We start from the raw sequence: 25,167 nt of genomic DNA, 5'->3' as shown, positions 1-25,167 counted from the left end.
CCTAATAAACCTGTATAAAAGTTGCTGGATTTTATCGTCCTGTACCTGAGCGTATTACAGGTGCAGGACGTAGCGGCGTCGTATTCCGGACGTCGCTGAATTGTCAGAGATATTAAGAGGGGCTGAACCGCGCATAATTTAAAATTAAACCCTCTTTCTTTTTACGTAATCAATCGCCCCTGTTATATCTGTCGGCAAATTTTTTATTTCCCGGACCACAGATGAAAACACGACTCCTCCTGTGCGCTGGCGTATTAGCTGCCTCCAGTGCCCATGCCAGCGCCCTCTATTTTTATGAAGCCGGCACCGAAGATACCGCGCTTGCCGGAGCAGGGCAGGCGGCTCGTGCGCAGGATGCCTCTACAATTATGACCAACCCGGCTGGCATGACGCGCTTACCGGATCATATGGTCACCGGTGGGTTACAGGTTATGGATGGCTCCATCGACAACCAGCTGGATAACGATGCCCATCAAAGCCCCGGCGATGTGATGAAAACCATCCCGAATGCCAGCGCCTTTTATAGCCAGAAGGTGACCGATAATCTTTATGCCGGGGTCGGGCTTTACGGTAATTACGGCCTGGGGATCGACTACGGTAGCTGGGCGGGCGACAGGTTGATTAAAAAGAGTACCATGGTAGCCATGACGCTCAGCCCCTCGCTGGCCTATAAGCTTAACGACCGTCTTTCGATTGGCGCGTCCGCCAACGTTAACTACGGTTACTTCTCGCTGACTCGCAGCGTTAACGATGATGACTACCAGCGACGCGATGAAGACCTGGCCATGAGCTATCGGCTTGGGCTGCTGATGCAGCTAACTGACCAGACCCGAGCCGGTATTACCTGGAACAGCGAAACGGACTTCAGCTTCAATATTGACGGCAACGCGCGTCTACAGAACGGCACCTACGACCTGCCGTTGTCGGCACAGATCAGCGCGCCGCAGCAAATCATGCTCAGTCTGGTGCATGATATTAACCCGCGGTGGTCGGTTATGGGCGATCTCGGCTGGCAGGACTGGAGCCAGTTCGGCGCGCCGCAAATCGTCGTCGGGGACCAGCAGCTGAACAACGTCAGCCGCCTGAAGGACACGTGGCACGGTGCGGTGGGCGTGCAGTATCGTCCAACGCCTCAGTGGCGACTGAATGCCGGTGTGGCGTTCGACAGCTCGCCGTATGAAAGCCAGAGCGATGTGGCCTTAACCTTACCTACCGGCGATGAGTGGCGATTTGGCACGGGGGCCCAGTATCAGATCACCCCGGCCAGCAATATTGGTATTGCCGTGTCGTATCTTCATATGCAGTCGTCGCATGTGAAATCGCCGGTGGCGTTTGCCGGAAGTTACGACCATCCTTATCTTTGGTTTGCCAGCGTCAACTACAGCTATCAGTTTTGATCGGCTAACCGCTTAAAATATATGGTCTATAATGGCAGATATTGAATGTCAGAAGGTTGTACCATGCATATTTTACCGCCTGTTCGACCCGAAAAATCCATCGAACGACTGACCGCTATCCTTGAGCCGATAGCGGAGAAAGTGCACGTTGTTCCGCGTAAGCGACTCACCTGGTTACGGAAGGGGAAACAGCAGATGTACCTCTTTCTGGAAGGGGAGTTATCCCTGCTGCGGGCTTCGGATGGACTGGTGGTAGTGACCGTTTACGAGCCGCATTTGTTTGGTATTGCAGAGATGATCCAGCCTACGCAGGGGCATCTTCTCCGTGCGGAAAGGGAGTCGACTATTTTACGTCTCGATGCGGACAAGGCGGCTGAGTTGTTTCGCGCCGAGGGCGTCTGGGAGGATGTCGCCGCGCTGCTTTCATACCATACGGCCTATTTAATATTTCGTGATGCACAGGTACTCCAGCAGCGTACCTATTCCGTTATTCGTAACCACCTTCAGGAAATGATTTTGCTCCCGGAAGAGACGCGTCTGCGTACCACGATTCTGGAATATATTCAGGATCGTACACTGCTCTCTCGCAGCAGTATACTCAATGTATTATCCGCCCTTAAGCAGGGAGAATATATCTCCTTTAAGCGCGGCGGATACCTGCTTGAAGTCAGACATTTACCCGAATCATTCTAGCGGAAGTTTAAAATTAAACAGAAATGGAATTAACGCTGCCGTTAATTTTCTATATCGTTTGCTTTCTCAGATTTAACTTTATCAAGTAAACGGTATTTTTATGAAAAAGACAGTTATCGCATTAATTGTGGCTAATGTATTTACCGCCACTTCCGCCTTCGCCGCCGCGGATGCGGGCACCTGGTATAGCGGGGCGAAATTCGGCTGGTCTCACTATTTTGATACCAATATGGGTTCAAAAGCGTTTGAGAACACGCATTCCGATCACTTCGATTTTGACCATGATAATGTCGGCGGGGGTGTTTATACGGGTTATCAGATTACCCCATGGCTTGCGGTAGAAGGTGGTTATGATTATTTAGGCAACATGCAGATTAAAGGCCAGCATGGCGCAGGGGCGCAAATGAAGACGCAGGGCCTGCAACTGTCTCTGAAGGCCAGTTATGCCCTGACCAATGACTGGGATATTTACGGCCGTGCCGGCGCAATGGGCTATCGCGCTGAATCCGATGTAAGTGGTCACAATCGTTTTGAAACAGGTGTGCGCCCGCTTGCTGCCGTGGGTACTGAATACGCCTTCAATAAAAACTGGGCGGGCCGCCTGGAGTATCAGTGGGTAAGCAACGTGGGCAATGTTAACCAGATCGGCGTGAGCAGCGACCTGAGTTCCGTCACCGCAGGGCTTAGCTATCGCTTTGGTCAGTACGACTGATGTCCGTGATATGCCCATTAATAAAAACCCGGCTGCTTAAGTTGCCGGGTTTTTTGTTTTCAGCTGGTGAATAATGGTTCAAGAACGATATGAATATTTTGCAGGCCCGTGACATTATTATCTTTCAGGTATTGCTGGTTAACCATATCTAGCTGTTCCAGCTTGGTCAGCGAGGCATAGACGCGTTGAACGGCACTGTCCGCAACAAAAATTTCTTTTGCGGTGGTGTCCTGTAGATACTGTGATTTTACGCTGCGCGTTAGGGTCTCGATCTGCTGTTTATTTTCCTGATAAAGAGACGCGATATGCGATATCTGTACCTGCGGCGATTTTTCCCCCGGCAACACCAGTGGAATTTGCAGATGATTAATTTTTTCAACATTGTCTGGTTGGGGAGAACTACAGGCTGTTAATGTGCTGAGGGTTAATACAGCGAAAAAGAACGGCAGGCTCTTCATCGAATCACTCCGGGGAAATAACTGGACTCAGCATTATCCCTGAAGGCCGCAGCGACGAAAGAATTAACTTATTTATTTATAAACATTAATTTCATAGGTTAAAGATAAGCCTGGTGATAGCCTCCTTTCCCCCCATGTACCGCCAGCGTGAATATAACTCCTCGAGGAAGTATGAAATTTAAAACTCTCGTTAGTGCGATGGCCGTTGCTGGTCTGCTATTAGTCTCGTTGACCTCATTGCCTGTCCTGGCACAAAAGGAAGGGAAGGGAGCCACTGCCCATACGAAAGAGATGAATGATGCACTTTATGGTCAACTGCCCTTCTTTGATAAGACCGATTTCCGAAATGCGCACAAAGGCTTTATTGCCTCGCTGCCACCCGCGGTGATTAAAGACGAAAAAGGCGCCGTTATCTGGAACCCCCAGAAATACGCTTTTATCAAAGAAGGGCAAAAAGCGCCGGATACCGTCAACCCGAGCCTGTGGCGTCAGGCGCAGCTGAATAATATTGGCGGTCTGTTTGAGGTCACGGAAGGCGTCTACCAGATCCGCAACCTCGATCTGTCGAATATGACGATTATAGAGGGCAAAGAGGGGATCACGGTTATCGATCCGCTGCTGTCTGCGGAAACGGCCAAAGCGGGCATGGATCTTTACGTTCAACATCGTGGCAAACGCCCGGTTGTTGCCGTTATTTATACCCATAGTCATGTCGATCATTATGGCGGCGTGCGTGGCGTGGTCGATGAAGCGGGAGTGATGACCGGCAAAGTGAAAGTCTATGCTCCAGCAGGTTTTATGGAAGAGGCGGTATCGGAAAATATCATGGCCGGAAATGCCATCAGCCGCCGTGCCAGTTATATCTACGGAAACCTGTTAAAGGCCAATGTAAAAGGTCAGATAGGAGCGGGTCTGGGGACGACCACCTCAGCGGGGACGGTCACGCTTATCGCGCCCACTCACGCCATTACCAAAGACGGGCAGAAAGAGATCATCGACGGTCTCACCTATGATTTTATGCTGGCGCCGGGGTCGGAAGCGCCGTCTGAAATGCTCTGGTATGTGGAAGAGAAAAAGCTGATTCAAGCAGCAGAGAACGTCACTCACACCCTGCACAATACCTACTCGCTGCGCGGGGCGAAGATACACGATCCGCTGGCATGGTCAAAGTACATCAATAACGCTCTCGATCGTTGGGGGGATAAAGCGGAAATTATTATCGCGCAGCACCACTGGCCCACATGGGGTAATAAGAAAGTGGTGAAGCTGATGAAAAGCCAGCGTGATATCTACCGCTATATCAACGACCAGACGCTCAGACTGGCGAATAAGGGGCTGACGAGGGATGAAATAGCCGCAAATTTCGCCCTGCCTTACGGACTGGCTAAATCCTGGGCAGGCCGTGGCTATTACGGCTCGGTAAGCAACAACGTCAAAGCCACCTATGTCTACTATCTTGGCTGGTTCGACGGCAATCCGGCGACGCTCGATGAACTGCCTCCGGTCGAGGCGGCGAAAAAGTATGTCGATTACATGGGCGGAGCCCGCGCGATCCTTGAAAAAGCCCGTGTCGATTATGCCCGGGGGAATTATCGCTGGGTGGCTCAGGTGGTCAGTAAAGTCGTTTTTGCCGATCCGAATAATAAGGCGGCGCGCGAACTGGAAGCGGACGCGTTTGAACAGCTGGGATACCATGCGGAGTCAGGGCCGTGGCGTAACGCCTACCTCACCGGTGCGCAAGAGTTGCGTAACGGCGTGAAGATAAAGCCGACGCCCAAAACCGCCAGCCCGGATGCGGTCCGTGCCATGTCGACTGAGATGATTTTTGACTACTTCGGCGTTCACCTTAACGGCGTCAGAGCGGCGAATGCCAGAGGTATTTTTAACGTTGATTTAGGCCGCGAGGGCGGCAGGTATAAGCTGGAGCTGGAGAATGGCGTGCTGAACCATAGTGCCAATATCCAGGCAGAAGATCCGGATGCAACCATTACGCTCAGCCGCGAAACGCTGAACAAAATCATCCTTAAGGAAACCACGCTGAAAAAGGCGCAACAGGCAGGAGAGGTGACGATCGTCGGCAACGCCGCGAAGGTGAACGAAATGCTGCGCTGCATGGAGAGCTTCGGCTTCTGGTTTCCTGTCGTCACCCCTTAAAAGTAAAAAAGGCTGCTTTCGCAGCCTTTTTCGTCAAATGACGCCGTCGCCGCCGTCTGAACACCAGACCTGCCCGGAGGTGTATGAACACTCATCCGAGGCCAGAGTGACATACAGCGGTGCGATCTCCACGGGCTGTCCCGGGCGTCCCAGAGGGGTACTCTCGCCAAAATGTTTCACTTTTTCCTGTGGCTGCCCACCGCTGGGCTGGAGCACGGTCCAGTAAGGTCCGGGCGCTACCGCGTTCACGCGGATCCCTTTCGGACCCAGCTGTTTCGCCAGCGCTTTGGTAAACACCGCGAGACAGGCTTTGGTCTGCGCATAGTCAAGCAGTACGGCGCTCGGTTTAACCGCCTGAACGGAGGAGGTGTTAATGATGGAAGCGGGAGCTTTCATGTGGCGCAATGCCGCCTTTGTGATCCAGAAAGGCGCATAGACGTTGGTCTTAAAGGTCGCGTCAAAATCTTCCGTAGTCAGTTCTTCCAGCGACTCACGATACTGCTGGCGGCCTGCGTTATTCACCAGGATATCCAGCCCGCCCAGTTTTGAGACGGCCTGCTCCACCAGGTTCTGACAAAAAGTTTCGTCGCGCACATCGCCCGGAAGCGCGACGGCGTTCCGTCCTTCCGCTTTAATCAGGGCGATGACTTCCGCTGCGTCTTCTTCCTCTTCCGGCAAATAGTTAATGGCGACATCTGCCCCTTCGCGGGCATAGGCAATGGCTACCGCGCGTCCGATGCCGGAATCGCCCCCGGTAATTAGCGCCTTCTTACCGGCAAGACGTCCATGCCCTTTGTAGCTCTTCTCGCCGTGGTCGGGTACGGGTTCCATTTCTGAGGACAGGCCCGGCGGCGTCTGGGGTTGCTCCGGGAAAGGTGGCGTTGGGTAAGCGTTCGTACGTTGTTCATTATCACTCATAGCTAACTCCTTGTTAGGGGTGAGATTTGATGGATAGTTACAGCGTTAACGCTTCGCTGAATTATTTTTGCAAGTGGCTGACCCGGACTACGGGTGGGGATGATTTTTTATCGAGCGAGCCGCTAATACTGATCATGTTGTCAGGTTCCACGGTTCTGTCGTCAAATACGGCTTTCGGGATAATAACGTCGATTTTCCCGGTTTTATCCTGGAATACGTATTTATCGCCATTGCCATCAATAAGATTGCCGCGCAGTGAAATAGAGGCGCCATCATGCATCTCTTTCGCCTGAGTAATGGTCATAATGCGCGCATCATCGGTACCACGATAACCGCTGTCCAGCGCATGCGGCGGTGGCGGCGCGTCACCCTTTTGTAACCCGCCGTTATTATCTGCCCAGGCAGTAGGGATAATTAATATTAACAAAGCTGAAATCACTGATAATTTCATCTGATATCCTTCATTTTGGATGTCTTGACTTATTAAGTATTGTTGCTATTTCTTTATGTGGCAAATGTGATAAGTCTTAAAAGCATTTTCACAGAGAAATCAAAAATTTCGGCAATTAAGCGAAACGGTGACGACTGCCATGGAACCAAAAAATGAAAAAGTGCCTGGGATAAAAGAGAGTTATCGTTTACTGACGTTTGAGTACGCATTTCGTCAGGTGGGTTTTATTGTGCTGTTAGCTATTATCGTGGCGGCAATTGCCGGGCTGTTTTCAAGCGGTGTGGTCAGTGACGTGGAGAAAACAAACGATGCAAAATCCCTGACCCTGAGCTATGAGCGCTTCGGTCGCCGCCAGACCGAATCGCGGATGGCGCTGACGTTTCCGGTGACGTCTGAGAGCAAATATACCCTCAGCCTGACCAGCGAAAGCAGCGACGCGTATGAGCCCGGCAGCGTCTGGCCACAACCGGACAGCATGTACAGCCGGGGGAATACCCTGTTTCTCGTCTACGATCGTTTACAACAGACCGATAAATTTACCGTTCTATTATTCATCACGCCGTCAAAAGCAGGGAAGTGGGCAAACAGCATCCGCGTAAACAACGAGCCAGATATCCGTTTCTGGCAGTTTATTTACCCCTAGGAGTCGAATATGGACATGGTTTTTCGTGCCCTGGCAATTTACCTGTTTCTGGTCATTGTGTTTAAAGTTGCCGGGCGGCGCGCCCTGTTACAAATGACCAGTTTTGACCTTATTTTGCTCTTAATTATCAGTGAGGCGACACAGCAGGCGCTGCTTGGCGAAGATTTTTCCATCACCGGTGCGATGATTACAATAACAACGCTGGTGGTGGTGGATATTATTTTTGGCCTCCTGAAAAAATATTTTTCCACTGTTGAGAATATTCTTGATGGCACGCCGGTGATATTGGTGGAGAACGGTGTCCCCCTTGCCGATAAACTGAAAAAGGTCGATGTATCCTGTGATGATATATTGGTATCAGCCCGCCAGAATCACGGTATTACAGAATTGAAGGAGATAAAATACGCTATTCTTGAGCGTAATGGTCATATTTCTATTATTCCTGACGAAAATTAAGGGCAACGCGATGAGCAATCTTATTCACGACAGTAACAACACCATCAGCGAGCTGACGAAAAAGCTCGCCACTCAGCTTACGGACAGAGGTTTGCGGTTAACTACCGCAGAGTCCTGTACCGGCGGCAATCTCGCGGTTGCGCTTTGTGCCGAAGAGAACACGGCGGAATTTTATGACGTTGGCATGGTGGTGTTCAGCGATGCGGCGAAGGAGAGGATCCTCGGCGTGCGGCACGAAACCATTGAGCGCTTCACCGCCGTCAGTGAACAAACGGTGACCGAGATGGCCGCTAAAATTCGCGAAATTGCCGAGGCGGATATTGGCCTTGCCATCAGCGGCTATGCGGGACCGGAAGGCGGAGACGATGGCACCGCAGCCGGTACGGTCTGCTTCGGCTGGAATATTCGCGGACAGACGGAAACCCGCACCGTGCTGTTTTCCGGTGAATGTCAGGATGTGGTGGATAAAGCGGTGCGTTATTCCTTGTCTGAACTGATCGAAATACTCTCCGGCTGGGATAACGTCTGAAACAAGGGGAAAGGCTATGGCTGTCATCGTGATTACCGGCGGTACGGCGGGCGTGGGGAAGGCCACGGCGCTGCACTTTGCCAAAGCGGGCTACGATGTGGGCATCATTGCCCGCGATGAGCAGAGCCTGCGCTCCACAGAAGAGGAGTTGCGCCGTTTCGGGATCAACGCCTGTGCCGTTCAGGCCGACGTGGCGGACAGCAAGGCGGTGACCGATGCTGCTAACGAGATTGAATACCGGCTTGGAGCCATCGATGTGTGGGTGAATAACGCCATGGGCGGGATGCTGGCGCCGTTTCGCACCATGTCGCCTGAGGAGTTTCGCCGCGTCACCGAGGTGACCTATCTGGGCTATGTTAACGGTACCCGCGCCGCGCTGGAGTTAATGACCCCACGCGATCGCGGAACGATTATTCAGGTTGGCTCCGCGCTGGCCTACCGCTCCATTCCCTTGCAGTCAGCCTACTGCGGGGCGAAGGCCGCGATCCGCGGGTTTACCGACGCCGTGCGCACCGAGCTGATGCATGAAAACAGCCGGGTGCAGATCGCAATGGTACAGATGCCGGGCCTCAATACGCCGCAGTTCGAGTGGGCGAGGAATACATTTGCCTGGGCGATGCGACCGGTTCCCCCCGTGTTTCAGCCGGAAGTGGCTGCCAGCGCGATTTTCAAGGTAGCGCAAAAACCGGTGCGGGAGCTGTGGGTGGGCAGCAGCACCGTCCAGTCGATTGTCGGGCAATTTCTTTTTCCCGGCTTTCTGGATCGGCTGATGGTTAAAAAGGCCTGGGAAGGGCAGATGACCGATACGCTAAATGCGGATGACCGTCAGGACTATCTGGATCAGCCGGTTAACGATCTGCATAAAATCCACGGGCACTTCACCGACGAAGCAAAAGAGCGCGCCACCAGCGTTACCTCCGGCATGCCGGGGAAAGTGCTGCTCGGCTCCCTCGCCGTCACGGGTGCGATCGTGGCGCGTCTTCTGCTCTCGCGGAGACGATAATCAGCGCAGTGCGGTACGATCGGTCCAGAACCAGCGGTACCCATAGCCGCTGAGGTTAAGCGCGACGGTTTTGCCGCACACCAGCGCGTCGTTGTAGCGTTTGTCCGCCAGGCAGGCGGTCCAGGTCGCATGCCGGATCCCTCTGGCGGTAAAATTAACGGGCTTATCGCTAAAGTTAACGAAGGTCAGAATGCTGCGCGTGTCGGTTTCGTAATAGATCCCCAGCACCGCATCGCTGTCGATATTAATAAGACGAAACGGCGCGACGCCGATCTCAGGGAACTCCGAGCGCGTATTGGCGATATCGATAATGCAGTGCAGGAGTGAGTTGCGGTGCAACAGCGAATCCGCCACGTTGATTTTTTGATAGCGGTACGGGCCGCGGTCAATCATCGGGGCGATAAAAGTTTCCGGGTCGGCGTCTGAGAAACCGCCGCCTTGCGATCCGGCCCACTGCATCGGGGTGCGTACGGCGTAACGCTCCTCCAGTTCCAAATCATCTCCCATGCCAATCTCATCCCCGTAGCGCATGACCGGTACGCCCGGCAGCGAAAACAAGACCGCATGGCAAAAGGCCAGCCGCTTACGATCGCCATTAAGCATCGGCGCCAGACGGCGGCGGATACCTCGCTGATACACACTCATTTCTTCGTCAGGGGCAAAGGCATCAATGACGGTCTGCTTCGCTTTTTTTCCTATCCCTTCCAGATCCAGCTCATCATGATTGCGCAGCCAGTTGGCGAAGCAGCAGGAGTCAGGCGGCACAATCATCTTCTTCACCGCGTTGCGCAGCGGTCGTGCGCTTTTCTCCGCAAGGCTGACGTAGAAGTACTTATTGAGCCAGAAATTCAGCACCAGGTTGAGCCGGTCGTTCTGACCAAAATAATCTTTGTAGGCCTCGACCTCCACGTCGACTTCGCCGAGCAGGATCGCATCCGGGTTACGCTGCTCGATAAGACGGCGCAGATGCTCCAGGATCCACAGGCCGCGTTTTTCATCCCCACGTCCGGCCTGTTTTGTCAGGTGCGACGCCGCATCCAGGCGAAAGCCCGACACCCCGAGCTTTAGCCAGAAGATGATGATGTTCTCAACCTCCTTCAGCACCGCAGGGGAGGCCAGATTGAGATCCGGCTCGTGGTGATAAAACATATGCCGATAGTATTGCCCCGCCTCGTCGTCCCATGTCCAGATACTCTTCTCCACGCCGGGGAACATCGGCGGCGTATCGTCGTCGTCCGTGTCGGACCACAGGTAATAGTCACGATAGGGTGATTGAGGGTTGCGGCGGGCCTGTTGAAACCAGGGATGCGCATCCGAGGTATGCTGGATCAGCAGCTCAATAATGACCTGCATCCCCAGCTCCCGCGCCTGTTCAATAAAGGCGATGATATCGTTGAGCTTGCCGAAGCGGGGATCGACCTGCAAATGGTCGCTCACGTCATAGCCTTCATCGAGAAAAGGCGTGAGGTAAAACGGAGTGATCCAGATAACCGTCGCGCCCATCCGGCGGATGTAGCGTAGCTTCGCGGCGATTCCGGCGATGTCGCCACAGCCATCGCCGTTCAGATCGTAAAACAGGGCAGTATCTATCTGGTAAATAATGGCGCGTGTATGCCAGCCTGCCATAGTAATCCTTAGTGATAACCTTCGGTATCAGACACTTTGCCCCGGAAGACGTAATAGCTCCAGGCGGTATAAACCAGGATCACCGGGATGATTAACAGCGTGCCGATCAGCATAAACAGCTGGCTGGCAGGCGGCGCGGCGGCTTCCCACAGGGTGATGTGCGGCGGAATTATGTGTGGCCACAGGCTGATGCCCAGGCCGCTAAAGCCGAGGAAGATCAGGCCCAGCGTTAACAGGAACGGACGGGCATGGCTGTCGGGATTACGCGTCAGCCGCCAGATCCACAGGCTGAATACCGCCACAAGAACCGGAACCGGCAGGAACCAGAAGAAGTTAGGCAGAGTAAACCAGCGTTCGGCGACAAACTGCCAGCCGAGCGGGGTCCAGATACTTACCACCGCAATGACGGCAATCAGCGCCAGCAGAACGTGGCGGGTCAGCTCGCGCATCCGGTTTTGCAGCGCGCCTTCGCTTTTCATGATCAGCCACGTGGTGGCCAGCAGGGTATAGGCGACAATTAAGCCCAGCCCGCAGAACAGGTTAAACGGGGTGAACCAGTCCAGCGAGGAGCCCACAAAGCGACGCCCTTCCACGTCAAAGCCGTTGATCATCGCGCCAACCACGATCCCCTGGCTGAAGGTTGCGAGCAGGGAACCGCCAGCAAAAGAATAGTCCCAGAATTTGCGGTGGGAAGGGGTCGCCTTAAAGCGAAACTCAAATGCCACGCCGCGGAAAATAAGCCCGATCAGCATGGCCGTCAGCGGGATGGTCAGGGCATCGATTATTACCGCGTAGGCCAGCGGAAACGCGCCGAACAACCCTGCGCCGCCGAGAACCAGCCAGGTTTCATTTCCGTCCCAGACCGGGGCGACGCTGTTCACCATCACGTCGCGCTCTTTGGCATCACCCACAAAGCTGAACAGCATGCCGATACCGAGATCGAAACCGTCCATGATGATGTACATCAGCGTGGCGAAGACAATAATGGCAAACCAGATGACCGGGATATCGACGCCCATCAGATCTTCTCCTCTTCCGGAACAGACTCGGCGGCGGACAGCGGACGGGCAGGGGTACCCGATGTATTAGACGTTAGCGTGCCCACAGGCTGCGGACCTTTTTTAATCAACCGGGCGAGATACACATATCCCACGCCAAATACCGAACAGTAGACCACGATAAAGGCCAGCAGGCTGATGCTCATCTGCAACGTGCTGTGCAGAGACACCGCATCTATCGTGCGCAGATAGCCGTAAACGACCCACGGCTGGCGGCCCACTTCGGTGGTGACCCACCCGGCGAGCAGCGCGAGTAATCCGGCAGGCCCCATACAGAGGGCAAACCAGTGGAATGGCCGTGAGTGATAGAGTCGACGGCGATAGCGCAGCCAGACGCTCAGTACGCCAAGGGTAATCATCAGCAGCCCCATGCCGACCATAATGCGGAAGGACCAGAAGACGATGAGCGAGTTAGGGCGGTCCTCTTTCGGGAAATCCTTCAGCGCCGGGACCTGTTTATCCAGGCTGTGCGTCAGGATCAGGCTGCCGAGCGCGGGAATTTCAAGCCCGTATTTGGTGCGTTCCTCTTCCATATCCGGTACGCCAAACAACAGCAGCGGGGTGGCCTCGCCGGGCGGGTTTTCCCAGTGGCCTTCAATCGCGGCGATTTTGGCAGGCTGGTGCTCAAGCGTATTCAGCCCGTGCATATCCCCAACCACGGCCTGAATGGGCGCGACCAGCAGCGCCATCCACATGGCCATGGAGAACATCTTGCGGATCGCGGGCGTATCGTTACCGCGCAGCAGATGCCATGCCCCGGACGCGCCCACAAACAAGGCGCTGCACAGGAAGGCGGCGATGGACATATGGATCAGTCGGTAAGGGAATGAGGGGTTAAAGATAATGGCCAGCCAGTCTTCGGGAATGACCTGACCGTTCTGAATACTGAAGCCCTGCGGGGTGTGCATCCAGCTGTTAGAGGCGAGGATCCAGAAGGTGGACATCAGCGTGCCCAGCGCCACCATGCAGGTGGCAAAGAAGTGCAGGCCGGGGCCAACCTTGTTCCAGCCGAACAGCATCACGCCTAAGAAACCGGCTTCCAGGAAGAAGGCGGTTAAGACTTCATAGGTGAGCAAAGGGCCGGTTATGCTGCCCGCGAACTGGGAAAAGCCGCTCCAGTTAGTCCCAAACTGGTAAGCCATCACCAGCCCGGAAACCACGCCCATACCAAAGTTGACGGCGAAAATTTTTAGCCAGAAATGGTATAGCGAGCGCCAGACATCATTTTTTGTGCGAAGCCACATGCCTTCGAGAACCACCAGATAGCTCGCAAGCCCGATGGTGATCGCCGGGAAGAGAATATGAAAAGAGACGGTAAAGGCGAACTGTATCCTGGCCAGATGAAACGCATCAAGCTCGAACATGCTCCGTACCTCTGGAACTGATAGCGCACAAGGCATTGCCAGACAGCCTCAGGCTGCCTGGCAAAACCGGTTACGGTTTTTTCTTACCTGCGCCAAGCTCGGCACCGGTAAGCGGATCGGCGTTAGGGTCGGATTTCGTACGTGCGCACATCGCTTTGACCAGCGTGGCCTGCTCTGTCGTGAGCGTTACGCTTGCGCCGCCGTCACCGCCATCGACCGCGGGCTGAGGAGATTCCACGTAGTCGAAGTGCTTATCGCTGTTCCAGCTACCGCGAACTTCTCCCCCCTCAGACATATTGTAGTACTTATTAGTGTACTCTTCGATTGGCGGCAATTTACCCGGTGGGAAATTGTTACGGATCGACTGGAGCGCCTTCTCAAATGAGAGCTGGTGTGCTGCCTCACGCGTCATTAAAAACGCCAGCGCATCTTTAACACCCGGATCGTCCGTTACGTTAATAAGCCGTTCGTAGATAATTTTGGCGCGCGCCTCGGCCGCAATGTTAGAGCGCAGATCGGCGGTGGGCTCGCCAATAGTATCCACATACGCCGCCGTCCATGGTACGCCCCCGGAGTTGGTCAGTGGAGTACCGCCGCCGTAGAGCAGGGAGGTGATATGACTGTCGTTGCCGTTCTCGGTCATGGAGCGGTACAATTCCGCTTCATTTTCAACGCCTTCCGCCAGTTCACCTTTCGCACCCTTATTCAGCATACCCACCAGGGTGCCGATAATTTCCAGGTGACTTAATTCCTCGGTCGCGATATCCATCAGCATATCTTTACGACCGGGATCGTCGTCGCTCAATCCTTGCGTAAAGTAACGACATGCCGCGGCAAGTTCGCCCTGTGGCCCGCCAAACTGCTCAAGCAGAAGATTGGCCAGGCCCGGATTCGGTTCGGCTACGCGTACCGTGTATTGCAGCTGTTTTACGTGTCGAAACATAGTTTCTCCCTCTTTCGTTATTTTTTCGCTTCAACACCGTCCGCATCGGAGCGCAGCAGGAACTGTTCCGTCGTCTGTGGAATATGCTGGAGCAGCCAGTCAGCCATCTGGCGCTCTTCTTCCAGAATGGACTCAATGGCAGGAATGGAGGCGGTATCGCCCGCTTGTTTGGCCGCAGCCAGCAGAGAGGTGTAGCAGGCAATTTCAAACTGCTCAAAAACGTAGCCGCTGATGGAGCCTTTAACAATTTCGTCGGAAGGGAACATGCCGCCAATGGACTGGCCGAGCGCCGCCATTTTGCTCATGGAATCTTTTATGACCGAACGGGAAATATCATTGCGGTCGAGAATTTCTTCCAGCACGGTAATTTGGTGTTTAGTCTCATTAACGTGTTGTTCAATTCTTGCACGTAAGTCGGGATAATTATCAATACGGCTGGCCATAGATTCCAGCATGGATTCGGCTTGCTTTTCCATCGCATGGGCATCGCGTAGCCAATCATGGTAGTGTTCTACATGATTCATAATTAACTCCTGTGATTTATTATCTGGTTAATTTTTGTTGCTGATGCTCATCAAATTAATATTTATCCTTTCTGGGCTTTTTGATTAATATTGCCGACAGCCAGATCGGTTAATTTGAGATCGGTTTCTTTTTCTTCTTCCAGCGTTTCGGCAAGAAGTTTAACGGCTTTTTTATAGCCTAATTGTTCAGCCAGGGTGGCCAGGGTGCCGTAGCTGGCAATCTCGTAATGCTCGACTTTTTGTGCTGCGGCAATTAATGCAGCGTCACGCACTTCATTTTTCTCAGTGCTCTCAATAACTTCGTTGGCTTCTTCAATTAAGCCTTCCATCGCAACGCATTTCATGCGCTTCAGTTTGAGGCCGGATTCCTGCTCAATAATCTGATCGATACGCTCGATTTGTCCCTGAGTCTCTTCGAGGTGGGCCGTGAACGCGGCACTCAGCTTCTCGCTGGATGCGGCGCGAGCTAACTTGCTTAGAGCGCGGGTCAGCTGCTTCTCAGCGCTGTAGGTGTCGGATAACAGGTGAATAAATACATCTTCAACAGTTTTCATATTCATATTTTCGCTCCAGTGAAATAAAGGGAAGGTACTGCGAGCCGACGGGCCCGCAGCATGCTCTCGGTATATTTATAAGAGCTTTAAATAAGATCAGGAGTTATCAGATTTACGGCCTCCGCCGTGACTGTTCTGGCCCCCTTTCTTACCCGCTTCAGATGCGCGTTGCGGATCGTTTTTGAAATTACCGCCGCTGTGCTGGCCGCCTTTACGTCCAGCTTCTGATGCCTTTTCACGGTCTTCAGCGAAATTACCGGAACCACCACGATGTTGCTCTGCCATATATCAACCCTCATGTTGCGTTTATGTCAGGAGATACGATAAGTAATTCGTATCAGTTGTCGTTCAGGAATTAACATTAGTCGTTATGTGAGAAGAGTCAAATTTCATGTCTGGGTTGTTTTGCGGTGATTTTGCAGGTGTTCAGGAAATACCGCTTCGTTACGAACTTTAAAAACGGACGGTAAATCCACTGGTTAGGGCGAAATAAATCTGGATGTTGGGCGTTCGCATAGCTAATAATCCTAATGTGAACGTGGCGTGAATTATTACAAGAGTTGACACAACGCAAAAATATATCGTCGCAACGGGTGCCTCTGTATTGGGAATAATCTTAAGTGCCTGGCGAAATAACGTGTTGAAAAGAGGGTGGCCAAACCTCGTTTTTAACGTGGTCAGGCGGATCGGCTGAGGGTATGCTTCTTTTGTCACCACAATAATTACAGAGGCAATATCATGGATCAGGAGCTACTGGATGCGGGGTACCGGGCCTACACCGGTGAGAAAATTGATGTTTACTTCAACACCGGGATCTGCAAACACTCGGGCAACTGCGTGCGCGGCAGCGCGGCGCTGTTCGACCTGAAGCGTAAACCATGGATCGCGCCGGATGAAGTAGATGCAGAAACGGTTGTGCGCGTAATTGATACCTGCCCGAGCGGTGCGCTGAAGTACCGCCAAAAATAAGTGAGGAACCATGGAAATTCTTGAAGGCCATAACAAGTTTTACGTCAACGACGCCGAAGGCAATCAGGTAGCGGAGATTGTCTTTGTCCCGACCGGCGAGCATCTGAGCATCATTGAGCACACCGATGTAGATCCAAGCCTGAAAGGGCAGGGTGTGGGTAAGCAGCTGGTGGCGAAGGTGGTAGAGAAGATGCGCGGGGAGAACCGTAAAATTATCCCGCTGTGTCCGTTTGCGAAGCATGAGTTTGATAATACGCGGGAGTATGACGATATTCGGGCGTAAAACAGATGCCCGGCATTGCGCCGGGCAGCATACTTAACCGACAAACATCACCGACACACACAGCACACCTACAATCAGCGTCAGCAGGTTACCGATGGAGCGGTACGGTTTTAACGACGGGATCAGGTACGTCGACAGCGTCGGCATGATGAACAGGATCATGGCGATAAGCGGACCGCTGATGGCGTAAATCATCGAGATCGCATTCGGGTTGATGCAGCAGACCGCAAAGGTAATCAGCGACACGCCGAGAATCGAAACCGCGCGGTTAAAGGCGCGACTTTTTTTCACACCCACCTGATTCAGAGACGATTTCACAATTTCCGTTGCACCTTCAATCACGCCAAAATAGGTGCCGAGGAACGATTTCGACATCGCTATAATTGCCACGATAATGCCGGAAATGCCCAGCCATGACGGGGACGAAGGCATCATCGACAGCGCGGACAGGATCGTCACCCCTTCCTCTTTTGCCGCCACGATATACGACGGTGGAATCGAAAGCAGGCAGCTGAACACAAAGAACAGCACGCTGAGGCAGATGATCAGATACGCCACTTTCATGATTTTTTTGCATTTACCCATCGCCTCTTCACCGTATTTCTCGCGACGGTCCACGGCGAAAGTCGAGATGATCGGAGTATGGCTAAAAGCGAAAACCATCACCGGGATCGAAATCCACACCTGGTGCAACGTATGCTGGTCGAAGGCCATCTGGCTCGTCAGAAGCGACGGCTGCCAGCTGCCCGTCAGATACAGCGAGACAAACAGGAAATAGGCGATCAGCGGAAAGACAAGGAAACCCATCACCTTAATGGTGATGTGCCGCCCCATCAGGAAGATCAGATTCAGAATCAGCACCACGCCAAAACTCACCAGCATCCGCATGCCGGTATCCACCGTCATCCGTTTCGCCAGCTGTTCAGTGAGTGAGTTAGTTATCGCCACCGCGTAAATCAGAACCACCACAAAGAAAGCCACAAAATAGAGCGTGGTAATGAGGTTGCCGATCTTTTTGCCGTAGTAATGGGAAACGGCACCAGTGATCCCTTCGTTGCCTTTCGTCTTCGACGACAGAATAAATTGCGCCAGCGCTTTATGCGGCCAGTAGGTTAAGGGATACGCCACAAGGGCGGTGATCAGCAGGACAATCGCGCCAGCAGAGCCGAGCTGAATGGGCAAGAACAGGGTTCCTGCGCCCACGGCAGTGCCGTAGAGGGCGAAACTCCAGAGAGTCTCTTCTTTTGACCAAATTTTCGACATTAGAGCAACGTATCAACTATAAAACGAACAAAAAGGAGTGCAATTTACCATAATTATGCGTTGAGGTCGCCGTTGCTTCGCAGGGGGGGCCGGAGCAGGTCTCCGGCCGGAAGGTTATTCGCTTGCCAGGGCGCGTCGTTGCTGGCGGCGCTTGATGATTTTCTCCCGCAGGGTGTCGTACGCCCAGTTGTAGAGCATGGTGTACGGCAGGAAGAACAGGAAGAAACCAATTTCCAGCGTAAAGGCCTGGAGCAGCGTCACGCCCAGCACGGCGGCAACGATGGTTACGCCAATCACAATAAAACCGCATTCAAAACCCAGCGCATGCAGGGCGCGCACTTTCGCCGTGCGCTTCACCCGCTGGACGGGCCAGAAACGGTCGAAGCCAAAGTTATAGATAATGTTCCAGAGCATTGCCGTGGTCGCCAGAATTATGGTGAGACCCCCCATTTCAACCACCGAGCGCTGCATTAGCCACGCGGCCGTCGGGGCGAGGATCGCCGTAGCAATGCCTTCAAAACAGACGGCATGGAAGATCCGCTCCGGCAATTTACGTTGGAGTGCATCCTGATGTTGCATATTTACCTCATATTGACGCCAGTATGGGCGTTGATGCGGTCTATTCTTATCGTTTAAGGTGATATATAAAAGATGGTATCCATCGATAAAGTAGATACATCATGCGTTATTCTCCCGAAGCACTGACCGCGTTTGTTGAAACTGTCGCCGCAGGTTCGTTTTCTGCTGCGGCACGGCGGCTGCGTAAAAGCCAGTCCACCATCAGCACCTCCATCGCCAACCTTGAAGCTGACCTTGGCTTTGAGCTGTTCGATCGCTCGGCGCGTCACCCGGTGTTGACCGCCCAGGGTGAACAGGTGCTGGGCTATGTCCAGTCGATACTCGCCGCCAGCGCGCGCCTGGATGAGCTGGCCGTATCCTTAACGGCGCAAACGGAGGCGCGTTTTACCTTTGTTCTCTCCGATACGCTTAACCCGGCCGTGCTGGAACAGATGATGAGCCAGTTCGACCAGCGTTTTCCGCACACGGAATTTGAGTGCCTGATTGGGGAAGAGGAGGACGTGATCGATCTGCTGCAAAAGGAGCGGGCGCAAATTGGCCTGACGGAAGCGCGCGACAGCTACCCGACCGATATTGGCGCGACCCGTCTGCCTATGCAGACAAGGATGGCTATTTACGTTTCTGCCGGACATCCTCTGGCAGGGCAACATGAGACGCAGGCGGACGAGCTGCATGGCTGGCGCGAGCTGCGGCTGAGTACCTATCTTGAACGGGAAGCGCCCCTTGCGCGCGGGCCGGTCTGGTCTGCGCCGAATTACCTGTTACTGCTGAGTATGGCGGTACAGGGCTTTGGCTGGTGCGCGTTACCCTGCGCGCTGGTCGACGAATTTGCCGCGTCGAAATCGCTGGTGCAGCTGAACGTGCCGGGCTGGCCGAGGTCGATTGCCATCGATCTGGTATGGAACAAACGAACCCCGCCCGGCGTCGCCGGAAGCTGGCTGCGCCAGTACTTGCAGGACGCACGATAATCCTGTGACTAAACTCACTAATTTTAAACATTTGCGTCAATTGTTGATAACAATCCTCTACTATCGTCATGTCATTTTGCACAGAGGTCGTGATGAAAGATGTCGTTATAGTGGGTGCGTTACGTACGGCTATCGGCTGTTTTCAGGGAGCGCTTGCGCGTCACTCTGCGGTTGATCTCGGCAGCGTGGTGGTAAGAGCGCTGGTGGAACGCAGCGGGATTGCCGCACATGAAATTGATGAGGTGATCCTTGGCCAGGTGCTGACCGCTGGCGCGGGACAAAACCCTGCACGCCAGGCAGCGCTGAAGGGGGGCCTGCCCAATACCGTTTCGGCAATTACCATCAACGACGTCTGTGGTTCAGGTTTGAAAGCGCTCCATCTTGCGACGCAGGCCATCCAGTGCGGTGAAGCGGACGTGGTTATTGCCGGCGGGCAGGAGAATATGAGCCGCGCCCCGCACGTCCTGACCGACAGCCGGACCGGCGCGCAGCTCGGGAACAGTCAGCTGCTTGACAGTCTGGTTCACGACGGGCTGTGGGACGCCTTCAACGACTACCATATGGGCGTAACGGCGGAAAACCTGGCGCGGGAATACGGTATCAGCCGCGAGCTTCAGGATGCATATGCCCTCAGCTCACAGCAAAAAGCGCGTGCAGCGATCGACTCCGGGCGTTTTCGCGATGAAATTGTCCCGGTCAGTACCCAGCGCCAGAACGGCGAAGCGCTCATCGTCGATACCGACGAGCAGCCGCGCACCGATGCCAGCGCAGAAGGGCTGGCAAAACTCGATCCGGCCTTTGAAACGCTCGGTTCTGTAACGGCAGGCAACGCCTCATCCATTAACGACGGTGCGGCGGCGGTGATGATGATGAGTGAAAGCAAAGCCCAGGAGCTGGCGCTGCCGGTGCTGGCGCGCATCAAAGCGTTTGCCAGCGTGGGTGTTGATCCTGCGTTAATGGGGATCGCCCCGGTCTATGCCACGCGCCGCTGCCTGGAGCGGGCGGGCTGGGAGCTGAGCGATGTGGATCTGATTGAGGTCAACGAAGCCTTTGCTGCACAGGCGATCTCGGTCGGGAAAATGCTGGAATGGGATCCGCTGCGGGTCAACGTCAACGGCGGTGCAATTGCGCTGGGTCATCCCATTGGCGCCTCCGGCTGCCGCATTCTGGTGTCGCTGGTCCACGAAATGAAAAAGCGTAACGCCCGAAAAGGGATCGCAACGCTCTGTATTGGCGGAGGGCAGGGGGTGGCCCTGGCTATCGAACGGTAGTTTCCCCTCTCTGTGCACAGAAAACCTCCCACGGGAGGTTTTTTTGTGTCCGCAGAATCCTTTTTTAACACTTCTGCGTTCTTTCTGAAGCCCGCAATAATTATTGCGCGGTTAATTATTTGCTTTGTGAAGTGCTTAATGTGATCTTCCCCCTGAAATTTACGGTTAATGCCCTTTTTTTGTTGATGGGGTTCACGTCGATCTTTGCCAAAAAAAATGAAACAAATAATTTCGATCCTTGTCACTAAAATAACGGTGCATAAAAAATAAACTCAAGTTTCATAAAAACGAAACGTTATTTTAATTGAGGGTTTTTTCATGTTTAAGAAATCTCTGCTCCTTGCTTCCCTTATTAGTGCCTCTTTTGCGGCTAGCGCCGTTACCGTCGATCTGCGTCACGAATATATTGACAGCGGCTCGAATGCCGACCGTGTTGCCGTCTCGCACCGCTTTGATAATGGCTTCGGTTTTTCAGTCGAGGCGAAGTGGAAATCAGGCGGGGACAAGGCAGATCAGCCATTCGCGGATGTAGTGGGGAACGGTCACGAAGATCAGATTAGCTGGCGCTGGAAAGCGACAGACAATATCGCCCTGACCCCTGCGTTTACGATTGAAAGCACAGACAGTCGCACCATTTATAAACCGAATCTGCATGTGCAATATAGCTTCGATAATGGCTTCTACGTGGCTGCGCGTTACCGTTACGAATATACTCGCTACCCGTCAAGCTCAAATAAGGACGATGATAAAGTTAACCGAGGCGATGCGTGGGTCGGTTGGGTATTAGGTGACTGGCGTACCGAGCTGAACTATGTTTACGCGAAAAGTTCTGAAGGCGTGGCCCGAAATAATAATAAAGATTATTCCAACGAATATAACGCCAAACTGGCCTACAAATGGGATAAAAACTGGGCACCGTATGTGGAGGTGGGGAACGTGGGGGTTAAAGACACGGACGAACGCCAGACCCGTTTCCGTTTAGGTGTGGCGTACTCCTTCTGATAATTCAGTTCCTTCGCTAAAAACCGCCGGGTGGCGCTAACGCTTACCCGGCCTACACATTCTTTCCAATCCATTTTTTCGTAGGCCGGGTAAGCGAAGCGCCACCCGGCAAAAAGCGCCGCGCAATCACCCAAAAAAAAGCCCTCCGAATCGGAGGGCAAGGCCAGTTACAGAAACACTAACTCATTCAGGCATGCAACATTTCAGGTTGCTCGGGGAGTTTCGCGATATAGAGAGCCGGTTTGCCGTCTTTATCGGAACTGTACAGCACCGCTTTTTCGTCGGGCGTGAAGGACGGATGCGGGTGGGTTACCTGGCGGCTGTTCGCCACCGTAGCCCATGAGGTGTCATGACGGGCGATGCGGTAATAAGCTTTCTTCGCCACGTCAAAGGCATACAGATAAGGATCGTTATCAATGGTGTAGCCGCCGGTGTCTTTCACGTCAACAGGCGTACCGGAACCGTCGCCAACCAGCATGCTGCCGTCAACGTTGCTCATCAGATGCGAACAGGCGGGCATGTTCATTACCGCTTCATTCACGCCGGTGTCCGGGTTGAAGCGGGAGATGGTACGCCCTTGCTGACCTTTCAGATAAGAGACGTAGATCAGCGCGGACCCGTCCGGCACCCAAAATTCATGTGTACAGCTTTCACCTTCCGCGTGCGTTTTCACTTTCCGCACGTTGCTGCCATCTTCGTTGATCAGCCACATGCGGGCGTCGACCAGGTCGTGCGGCCCTTCATGACAGAAGGCCACGGTATTGTCATCGAACGGGCGATAAATCGGATGTCCCAGCCAGATCTTCTCGTCATGAATGGTGGTGCTTTCACCCGTTTTCAGATCAACGCGCAGCAGGCGGCAGTGCGGCCCTTTGTGGAAGAAGTCGTGGAAAATTTTCCAGTCGTTGAGTGGCGTCCAGTCACGTCTGGCAATCTCAATACCCACCAGTTTGGTGCAGTCGCTGTTCGCGACCCAGGTGCCGTAGCCGACCCACTCTTCCGGAACGCGGTACACTTCGCGCTCTGCCAGCGTCTGTAAATCCACCTCCAGCAGGGTGCGATCGTTCTTCACATAGTAGAGGGATTTATCGTCCGGAGAGAGGAACCCGCCAAAGGTATTATCGCCCGCGCCTTCGGTCAACTGTACCGCTTCGGCGTTTTTCAGATCCAACAGGTAATAGTTCCAGTGACCGTCGAACTCCCCGGCGAACAGCAGGTGGCTGCCATCGTTAAAGAAGCACTTCTGGTAAAAGTAGTTGCGATGACAGGTTACTTCCGGTGGGGTCAGGCGGGTGACTTCCACGCCTGTATCCGGATCGCGGCTGACCTCATAGTTCAGCTTGACCCGCATACCTTTAGCCATAATGCACTCCTTTGAACGCGTAATGTAGGTTGAAAACTAGGTGATAAATTATCAAAACGTTGTTTCATTATGTGTGACTGACAGCGCACTTTCTCATTTTCATTAACCAGATTGAGGGTCTTAAAGATTTATCGTGATCGAAACTCCATTTCTGGCATAAACAGGCAGAAAAAATGAAGCGTTGTTTTAAATGCAATTGAAAACCCCGTTGTCAGGGGATAATATGTGTTCATCACGAAAACGGAACATTGTTTCGTTATTTATCTTTGCCTTCGGGCACGATCAATTCTGGAGGTTTACGTGGACGTCAGACAAAGCATCCACAGTGCGCACGCTAAAATGCTGGATACTCAGGGGCTGCGCAGTGAGTTTTTAGTTGAGCAAGTGTTCGAAGCCGACAAGTACACCATGGTCTACAGCCATATTGACCGCATTATTGTGGGCGGGATTATGCCGGTGGCGAAAACCGTCTCCGTGGGCGGTGAAGTGGGCAAACAGCTGGGCGTGAGCTACTTCCTCGAACGCCGTGAACTGGGCGTGATTAACATCGGCGGGCCGGGCACCATTACCGTCGATGGCCAGTGCTACGAAATTGGTCACCGCGACGCGCTGTACGTCGGCAAAGGCGCGAAAGAGGTGGTGTTCGCCAGCATTGATGCCAGCAAACCGGCGAAGTTTTACTACAACTGCGCCCCGGCTCATACGACTTACCCAACCAAAAAAGTCACGCCAGCGGACGTTGCCCCGGTGACCCTTGGCGATAACCTCACCAGCAACCGTCGCACCATCAACAAATACTTTGTTCCGGATGTGCTGGAAACCTGCCAGCTCAGCATGGGGCTGACCGAGCTTGCGCCGGGCAACCTGTGGAACACCATGCCGTGCCATACCCACGAGCGCCGCATGGAAGTCTACTTCTATTTCAACATGGATGAAGACGCCTGCGTGTTCCACATGATGGGACAGCCGCAGGAGACGCGCCATATCGTTATGCACAACGAGCAGGCAGTCATTTCGCCGAGCTGGTCCATCCACTCTGGCGTGGGAACGAAAGCCTATACCTTTATCTGGGGGATGGTCGGTGAAAACCAGGTCTTTGATGACATGGACCACGTCGCTGTTAAGGATCTGCGCTAGTCGCAGGCAGTTAAGCATACATCTGCCTGTTGCTGACAGGCGCTGAACGATTAAGGAACAAACATGATTCTGGATGCATTTTCTCTGCAAGGTAAAGTGGCTGTGGTTTCCGGTTGTGACACCGGGCTGGGGCAGGGTATGGCGTTAGGTCTGGCGGAAGCGGGCTGCGATATCGTCGGGATTAACATCGTTGAGCCAACGGAAACCATCGAGCGCGTCACCGCGCTGGGCCGCCGTTTCCTGAGCCTGACCGCGGACCTGCGCAAAATCGATGCGATCCCTGAGCTGCTGGATCGCGCGGTGGCGGAGTTTGGGCATATCGATATTCTGGTCAACAACGCCGGCCTGATCCGTCGTGAAGACGCGATTAACTTCAGCGAAACGGACTGGGACGACGTGATGAATCTGAACATCAAGAGCGTGTTCTTTATGTCCCAGGCGGCTGCGAAGCACTTCATTGCTCAGGGGAAAGGTGGCAAGATCATTAATATTGCCTCCATGCTCTCTTTCCAGGGCGGCATCCGCGTGCCGTCTTACACCGCATCGAAGAGTGCCGTGATGGGCGTGACCCGTCTGCTGGCGAACGAGTGGGCGCAGCACAACATCAACGTCAACGCGATTGCGCCGGGCTACATGGCCACCAACAATACCCAGCAGCTGCGTGCGGATGAAGAGCGCAGCGCGGCAATCCTGGAGCGTATTCCAGCGGGTCGCTGGGGTCTGCCGAGCGATCTGATGGGCCCGGTTGTATTCCTGGCGTCCCCGGCTTCGGACTACATTAACGGCTACACCGTTGCCGTAGACGGCGGCTGGCTGGCACGTTAAGTCAGCCCGAATAAAGAACCTCTG

General features: G+C 53.6%; 28 protein-coding genes. 15 read left to right on the top strand and 13 right to left on the bottom strand.

The annotated features are described in order from the left end of the window. The first annotated feature begins 221 nt into the window (after positions 1-221). The 3 genes from L384_RS19250 to L384_RS19260 all read left to right on the top strand — a co-directional run bounded on the left by L384_RS19250 (position 222) and on the right by L384_RS19260 (position 2,802). A complete protein-coding gene (locus L384_RS19250; RefSeq protein ID WP_023323708.1) occupies positions 222-1,397 on the top strand; it encodes an OmpP1/FadL family transporter in 1,176 nt (391 codons plus the stop codon). A 63-nt stretch (positions 1,398-1,460) separates the two neighbouring features. Beyond that, positions 1,461-2,090 (top strand): winged helix-turn-helix transcriptional regulator, encoded by a 630-nt coding sequence (locus tag L384_RS19255; RefSeq protein ID WP_003862875.1) that lies wholly within the window; start codon positions 1,461-1,463, stop codon positions 2,088-2,090. Positions 2,091-2,190: 100 nt separating this feature from the next. Next, positions 2,191-2,802 (top strand): outer membrane beta-barrel protein, encoded by a 612-nt coding sequence (locus L384_RS19260; RefSeq protein WP_003862873.1) that lies wholly within the window; start codon positions 2,191-2,193, stop codon positions 2,800-2,802. A 59-nt stretch (positions 2,803-2,861) separates the two neighbouring features. Here L384_RS19260 and L384_RS19265 read toward each other — a convergent pair whose 3' ends face one another. Then, positions 2,862-3,260 (bottom strand): hypothetical protein, encoded by a 399-nt coding sequence (locus tag L384_RS19265; protein WP_023323707.1) that lies wholly within the window; start codon positions 3,258-3,260, stop codon positions 2,862-2,864. Between the two features lie 171 nt (positions 3,261-3,431). Between L384_RS19265 and L384_RS19270 the strand changes: the two genes are divergently transcribed. Then, a complete protein-coding gene (locus tag L384_RS19270; RefSeq protein WP_023323706.1) occupies positions 3,432-5,414 on the top strand; it encodes an alkyl/aryl-sulfatase in 1,983 nt (660 codons plus the stop codon). Between the two features lie 33 nt (positions 5,415-5,447). Here L384_RS19270 and L384_RS19275 read toward each other — a convergent pair whose 3' ends face one another. After that, a complete protein-coding gene (locus L384_RS19275; protein WP_022651800.1) occupies positions 5,448-6,332 on the bottom strand; it encodes an SDR family oxidoreductase in 885 nt (294 codons plus the stop codon). Positions 6,333-6,393: 61 nt separating this feature from the next. After that, positions 6,394-6,783 (bottom strand): YdeI family stress tolerance OB fold protein, encoded by a 390-nt coding sequence (locus tag L384_RS19280; protein WP_003862868.1) that lies wholly within the window; start codon positions 6,781-6,783, stop codon positions 6,394-6,396. A gap of 139 nt (positions 6,784-6,922) precedes the next feature. On the opposite strand from L384_RS19280, the gene L384_RS19285 reads away from it, so the two are divergent. The 4 genes from L384_RS19285 to L384_RS19300 are packed head-to-tail and all read left to right on the top strand — an operon-like array spanning position 6,923 to position 9,414. Further along, positions 6,923-7,426, top strand: coding sequence for a hypothetical protein (locus L384_RS19285; protein ID WP_023323705.1), 504 nt, complete (start codon positions 6,923-6,925; stop codon positions 7,424-7,426). Positions 7,427-7,435: 9 nt separating this feature from the next. Further along, entirely contained in the window at positions 7,436-7,882 is a 447-nt protein-coding gene (locus tag L384_RS19290; RefSeq protein ID WP_023323704.1) for a DUF421 domain-containing protein, read from the top strand. Positions 7,883-7,892: 10 nt separating this feature from the next. Beyond that, the gene (locus tag L384_RS19295; RefSeq protein WP_023323703.1) at positions 7,893-8,411 is read left to right on the top strand and encodes a 2-oxo-tetronate isomerase; all 519 of its coding nucleotides are present in this window, start codon (positions 7,893-7,895) and stop codon (positions 8,409-8,411) included. Between the two features lie 16 nt (positions 8,412-8,427). After that, positions 8,428-9,414: an SDR family oxidoreductase gene (locus tag L384_RS19300; RefSeq protein ID WP_023323702.1), complete on the top strand. Its 987-nt coding sequence runs from the start codon at positions 8,428-8,430 to the stop codon at positions 9,412-9,414. On the opposite strand, the gene L384_RS19305 is transcribed toward L384_RS19300, so the two are convergent. From L384_RS19305 to L384_RS19335, 7 genes are all read right to left on the bottom strand, one after another. Next, on the bottom strand, positions 9,415-11,040 hold the full coding sequence (locus L384_RS19305; RefSeq protein ID WP_023323701.1) for an alpha-amylase family protein: 1,626 nt from the start codon (positions 11,038-11,040) through the stop codon (positions 9,415-9,417). A gap of 8 nt (positions 11,041-11,048) precedes the next feature. Next, the gene (gene cydB / locus L384_RS19310; protein WP_015571779.1) at positions 11,049-12,059 is read right to left on the bottom strand and encodes a cytochrome d ubiquinol oxidase subunit II; all 1,011 of its coding nucleotides are present in this window, start codon (positions 12,057-12,059) and stop codon (positions 11,049-11,051) included. Then, positions 12,059-13,462 carry a cytochrome ubiquinol oxidase subunit I gene (locus L384_RS19315; RefSeq protein ID WP_003862857.1) on the bottom strand — a complete coding sequence of 468 codons (1,404 nt, stop codon included), beginning with the start codon at positions 13,460-13,462 and terminating at the stop codon, positions 12,059-12,061. Before L384_RS19315 ends, cydB begins: the two co-directional genes overlap by 1 nt. A 70-nt stretch (positions 13,463-13,532) precedes the next feature. Beyond that, entirely contained in the window at positions 13,533-14,405 is an 873-nt protein-coding gene (locus L384_RS19320; RefSeq protein ID WP_023314785.1) for a manganese catalase family protein, read from the bottom strand. 17 nt (positions 14,406-14,422) lie between these two features. After that, positions 14,423-14,929 carry a ferritin-like domain-containing protein gene (locus L384_RS19325; protein WP_003862853.1) on the bottom strand — a complete coding sequence of 169 codons (507 nt, stop codon included), beginning with the start codon at positions 14,927-14,929 and terminating at the stop codon, positions 14,423-14,425. Positions 14,930-14,991: 62 nt separating this feature from the next. After that, the gene (locus L384_RS19330) at positions 14,992-15,489 is read right to left on the bottom strand and encodes a YciE/YciF ferroxidase family protein (RefSeq protein WP_003862851.1); all 498 of its coding nucleotides are present in this window, start codon (positions 15,487-15,489) and stop codon (positions 14,992-14,994) included. A 90-nt stretch (positions 15,490-15,579) separates the two neighbouring features. Continuing rightward, the gene (locus L384_RS19335) at positions 15,580-15,768 is read right to left on the bottom strand and encodes a con-10 family general stress protein (RefSeq protein ID WP_022651794.1); all 189 of its coding nucleotides are present in this window, start codon (positions 15,766-15,768) and stop codon (positions 15,580-15,582) included. A gap of 453 nt (positions 15,769-16,221) precedes the next feature. Between L384_RS19335 and yjdI the strand changes: the two genes are divergently transcribed. Both yjdI and L384_RS19345 read left to right on the top strand, forming a co-directional pair. Further along, complete coding sequence (gene yjdI, locus L384_RS19340) at positions 16,222-16,452, top strand: 4Fe-4S mono-cluster protein YjdI (RefSeq protein WP_003862849.1); 231 nt, start codon at positions 16,222-16,224, stop codon at positions 16,450-16,452. 10 nt (positions 16,453-16,462) lie between these two features. Then, entirely contained in the window at positions 16,463-16,735 is a 273-nt protein-coding gene (locus tag L384_RS19345) for a GNAT family N-acetyltransferase (protein ID WP_003862848.1), read from the top strand. 33 nt (positions 16,736-16,768) lie between these two features. Here L384_RS19345 and L384_RS19350 read toward each other — a convergent pair whose 3' ends face one another. Both L384_RS19350 and L384_RS19355 read right to left on the bottom strand, forming a co-directional pair. Then, a complete protein-coding gene (locus L384_RS19350; RefSeq protein WP_023323700.1) occupies positions 16,769-17,998 on the bottom strand; it encodes an amino acid permease in 1,230 nt (409 codons plus the stop codon). Between the two features lie 114 nt (positions 17,999-18,112). Beyond that, entirely contained in the window at positions 18,113-18,577 is a 465-nt protein-coding gene (locus L384_RS19355) for a multidrug/biocide efflux PACE transporter (RefSeq protein WP_022651793.1), read from the bottom strand. Between the two features lie 101 nt (positions 18,578-18,678). Between L384_RS19355 and L384_RS19360 the strand changes: the two genes are divergently transcribed. The 3 genes from L384_RS19360 (at position 18,679) to L384_RS19370 (ending at position 21,818) form a co-directional block, all read left to right on the top strand. Beyond that, entirely contained in the window at positions 18,679-19,545 is an 867-nt protein-coding gene (locus L384_RS19360) for a LysR family transcriptional regulator (RefSeq protein ID WP_003862845.1), read from the top strand. 92 nt (positions 19,546-19,637) lie between these two features. Continuing rightward, positions 19,638-20,816, top strand: coding sequence for an acetyl-CoA C-acetyltransferase (locus tag L384_RS19365; protein ID WP_003862843.1), 1,179 nt, complete (start codon positions 19,638-19,640; stop codon positions 20,814-20,816). Positions 20,817-21,134: 318 nt separating this feature from the next. Further along, the gene (locus L384_RS19370; protein ID WP_003862842.1) at positions 21,135-21,818 is read left to right on the top strand and encodes an oligogalacturonate-specific porin KdgM family protein; all 684 of its coding nucleotides are present in this window, start codon (positions 21,135-21,137) and stop codon (positions 21,816-21,818) included. Positions 21,819-22,005: 187 nt separating this feature from the next. Here the strand turns inward: L384_RS19370 and L384_RS19375 are convergent, their stop codons facing one another. Then, positions 22,006-23,181, bottom strand: coding sequence for an oligogalacturonate lyase family protein (locus tag L384_RS19375; RefSeq protein WP_023323699.1), 1,176 nt, complete (start codon positions 23,179-23,181; stop codon positions 22,006-22,008). A 300-nt stretch (positions 23,182-23,481) separates the two neighbouring features. Here L384_RS19375 and kduI point away from each other — a divergent pair, with 300 nt between their 5' ends. Further along, a complete protein-coding gene (kduI, locus tag L384_RS19380) occupies positions 23,482-24,318 on the top strand; it encodes a 5-dehydro-4-deoxy-D-glucuronate isomerase (RefSeq protein WP_003862837.1) in 837 nt (278 codons plus the stop codon). Positions 24,319-24,381: 63 nt separating this feature from the next. After that, entirely contained in the window at positions 24,382-25,143 is a 762-nt protein-coding gene (gene kduD, locus L384_RS19385) for a 2-dehydro-3-deoxy-D-gluconate 5-dehydrogenase KduD (protein WP_003862835.1), read from the top strand. Positions 25,144-25,167 lie beyond the last annotated feature (24 nt).

Source organism: Enterobacter sp. MGH 38, from assembly GCF_000492855.1.
Classification (GTDB): Bacteria; Pseudomonadota; Gammaproteobacteria; order Enterobacterales; family Enterobacteriaceae; genus Enterobacter; species Enterobacter hormaechei_C.
The sequence above is the reverse complement of the archived record's forward strand: the minus strand, read 5'-3'. Positions and strand labels throughout refer to the sequence as shown.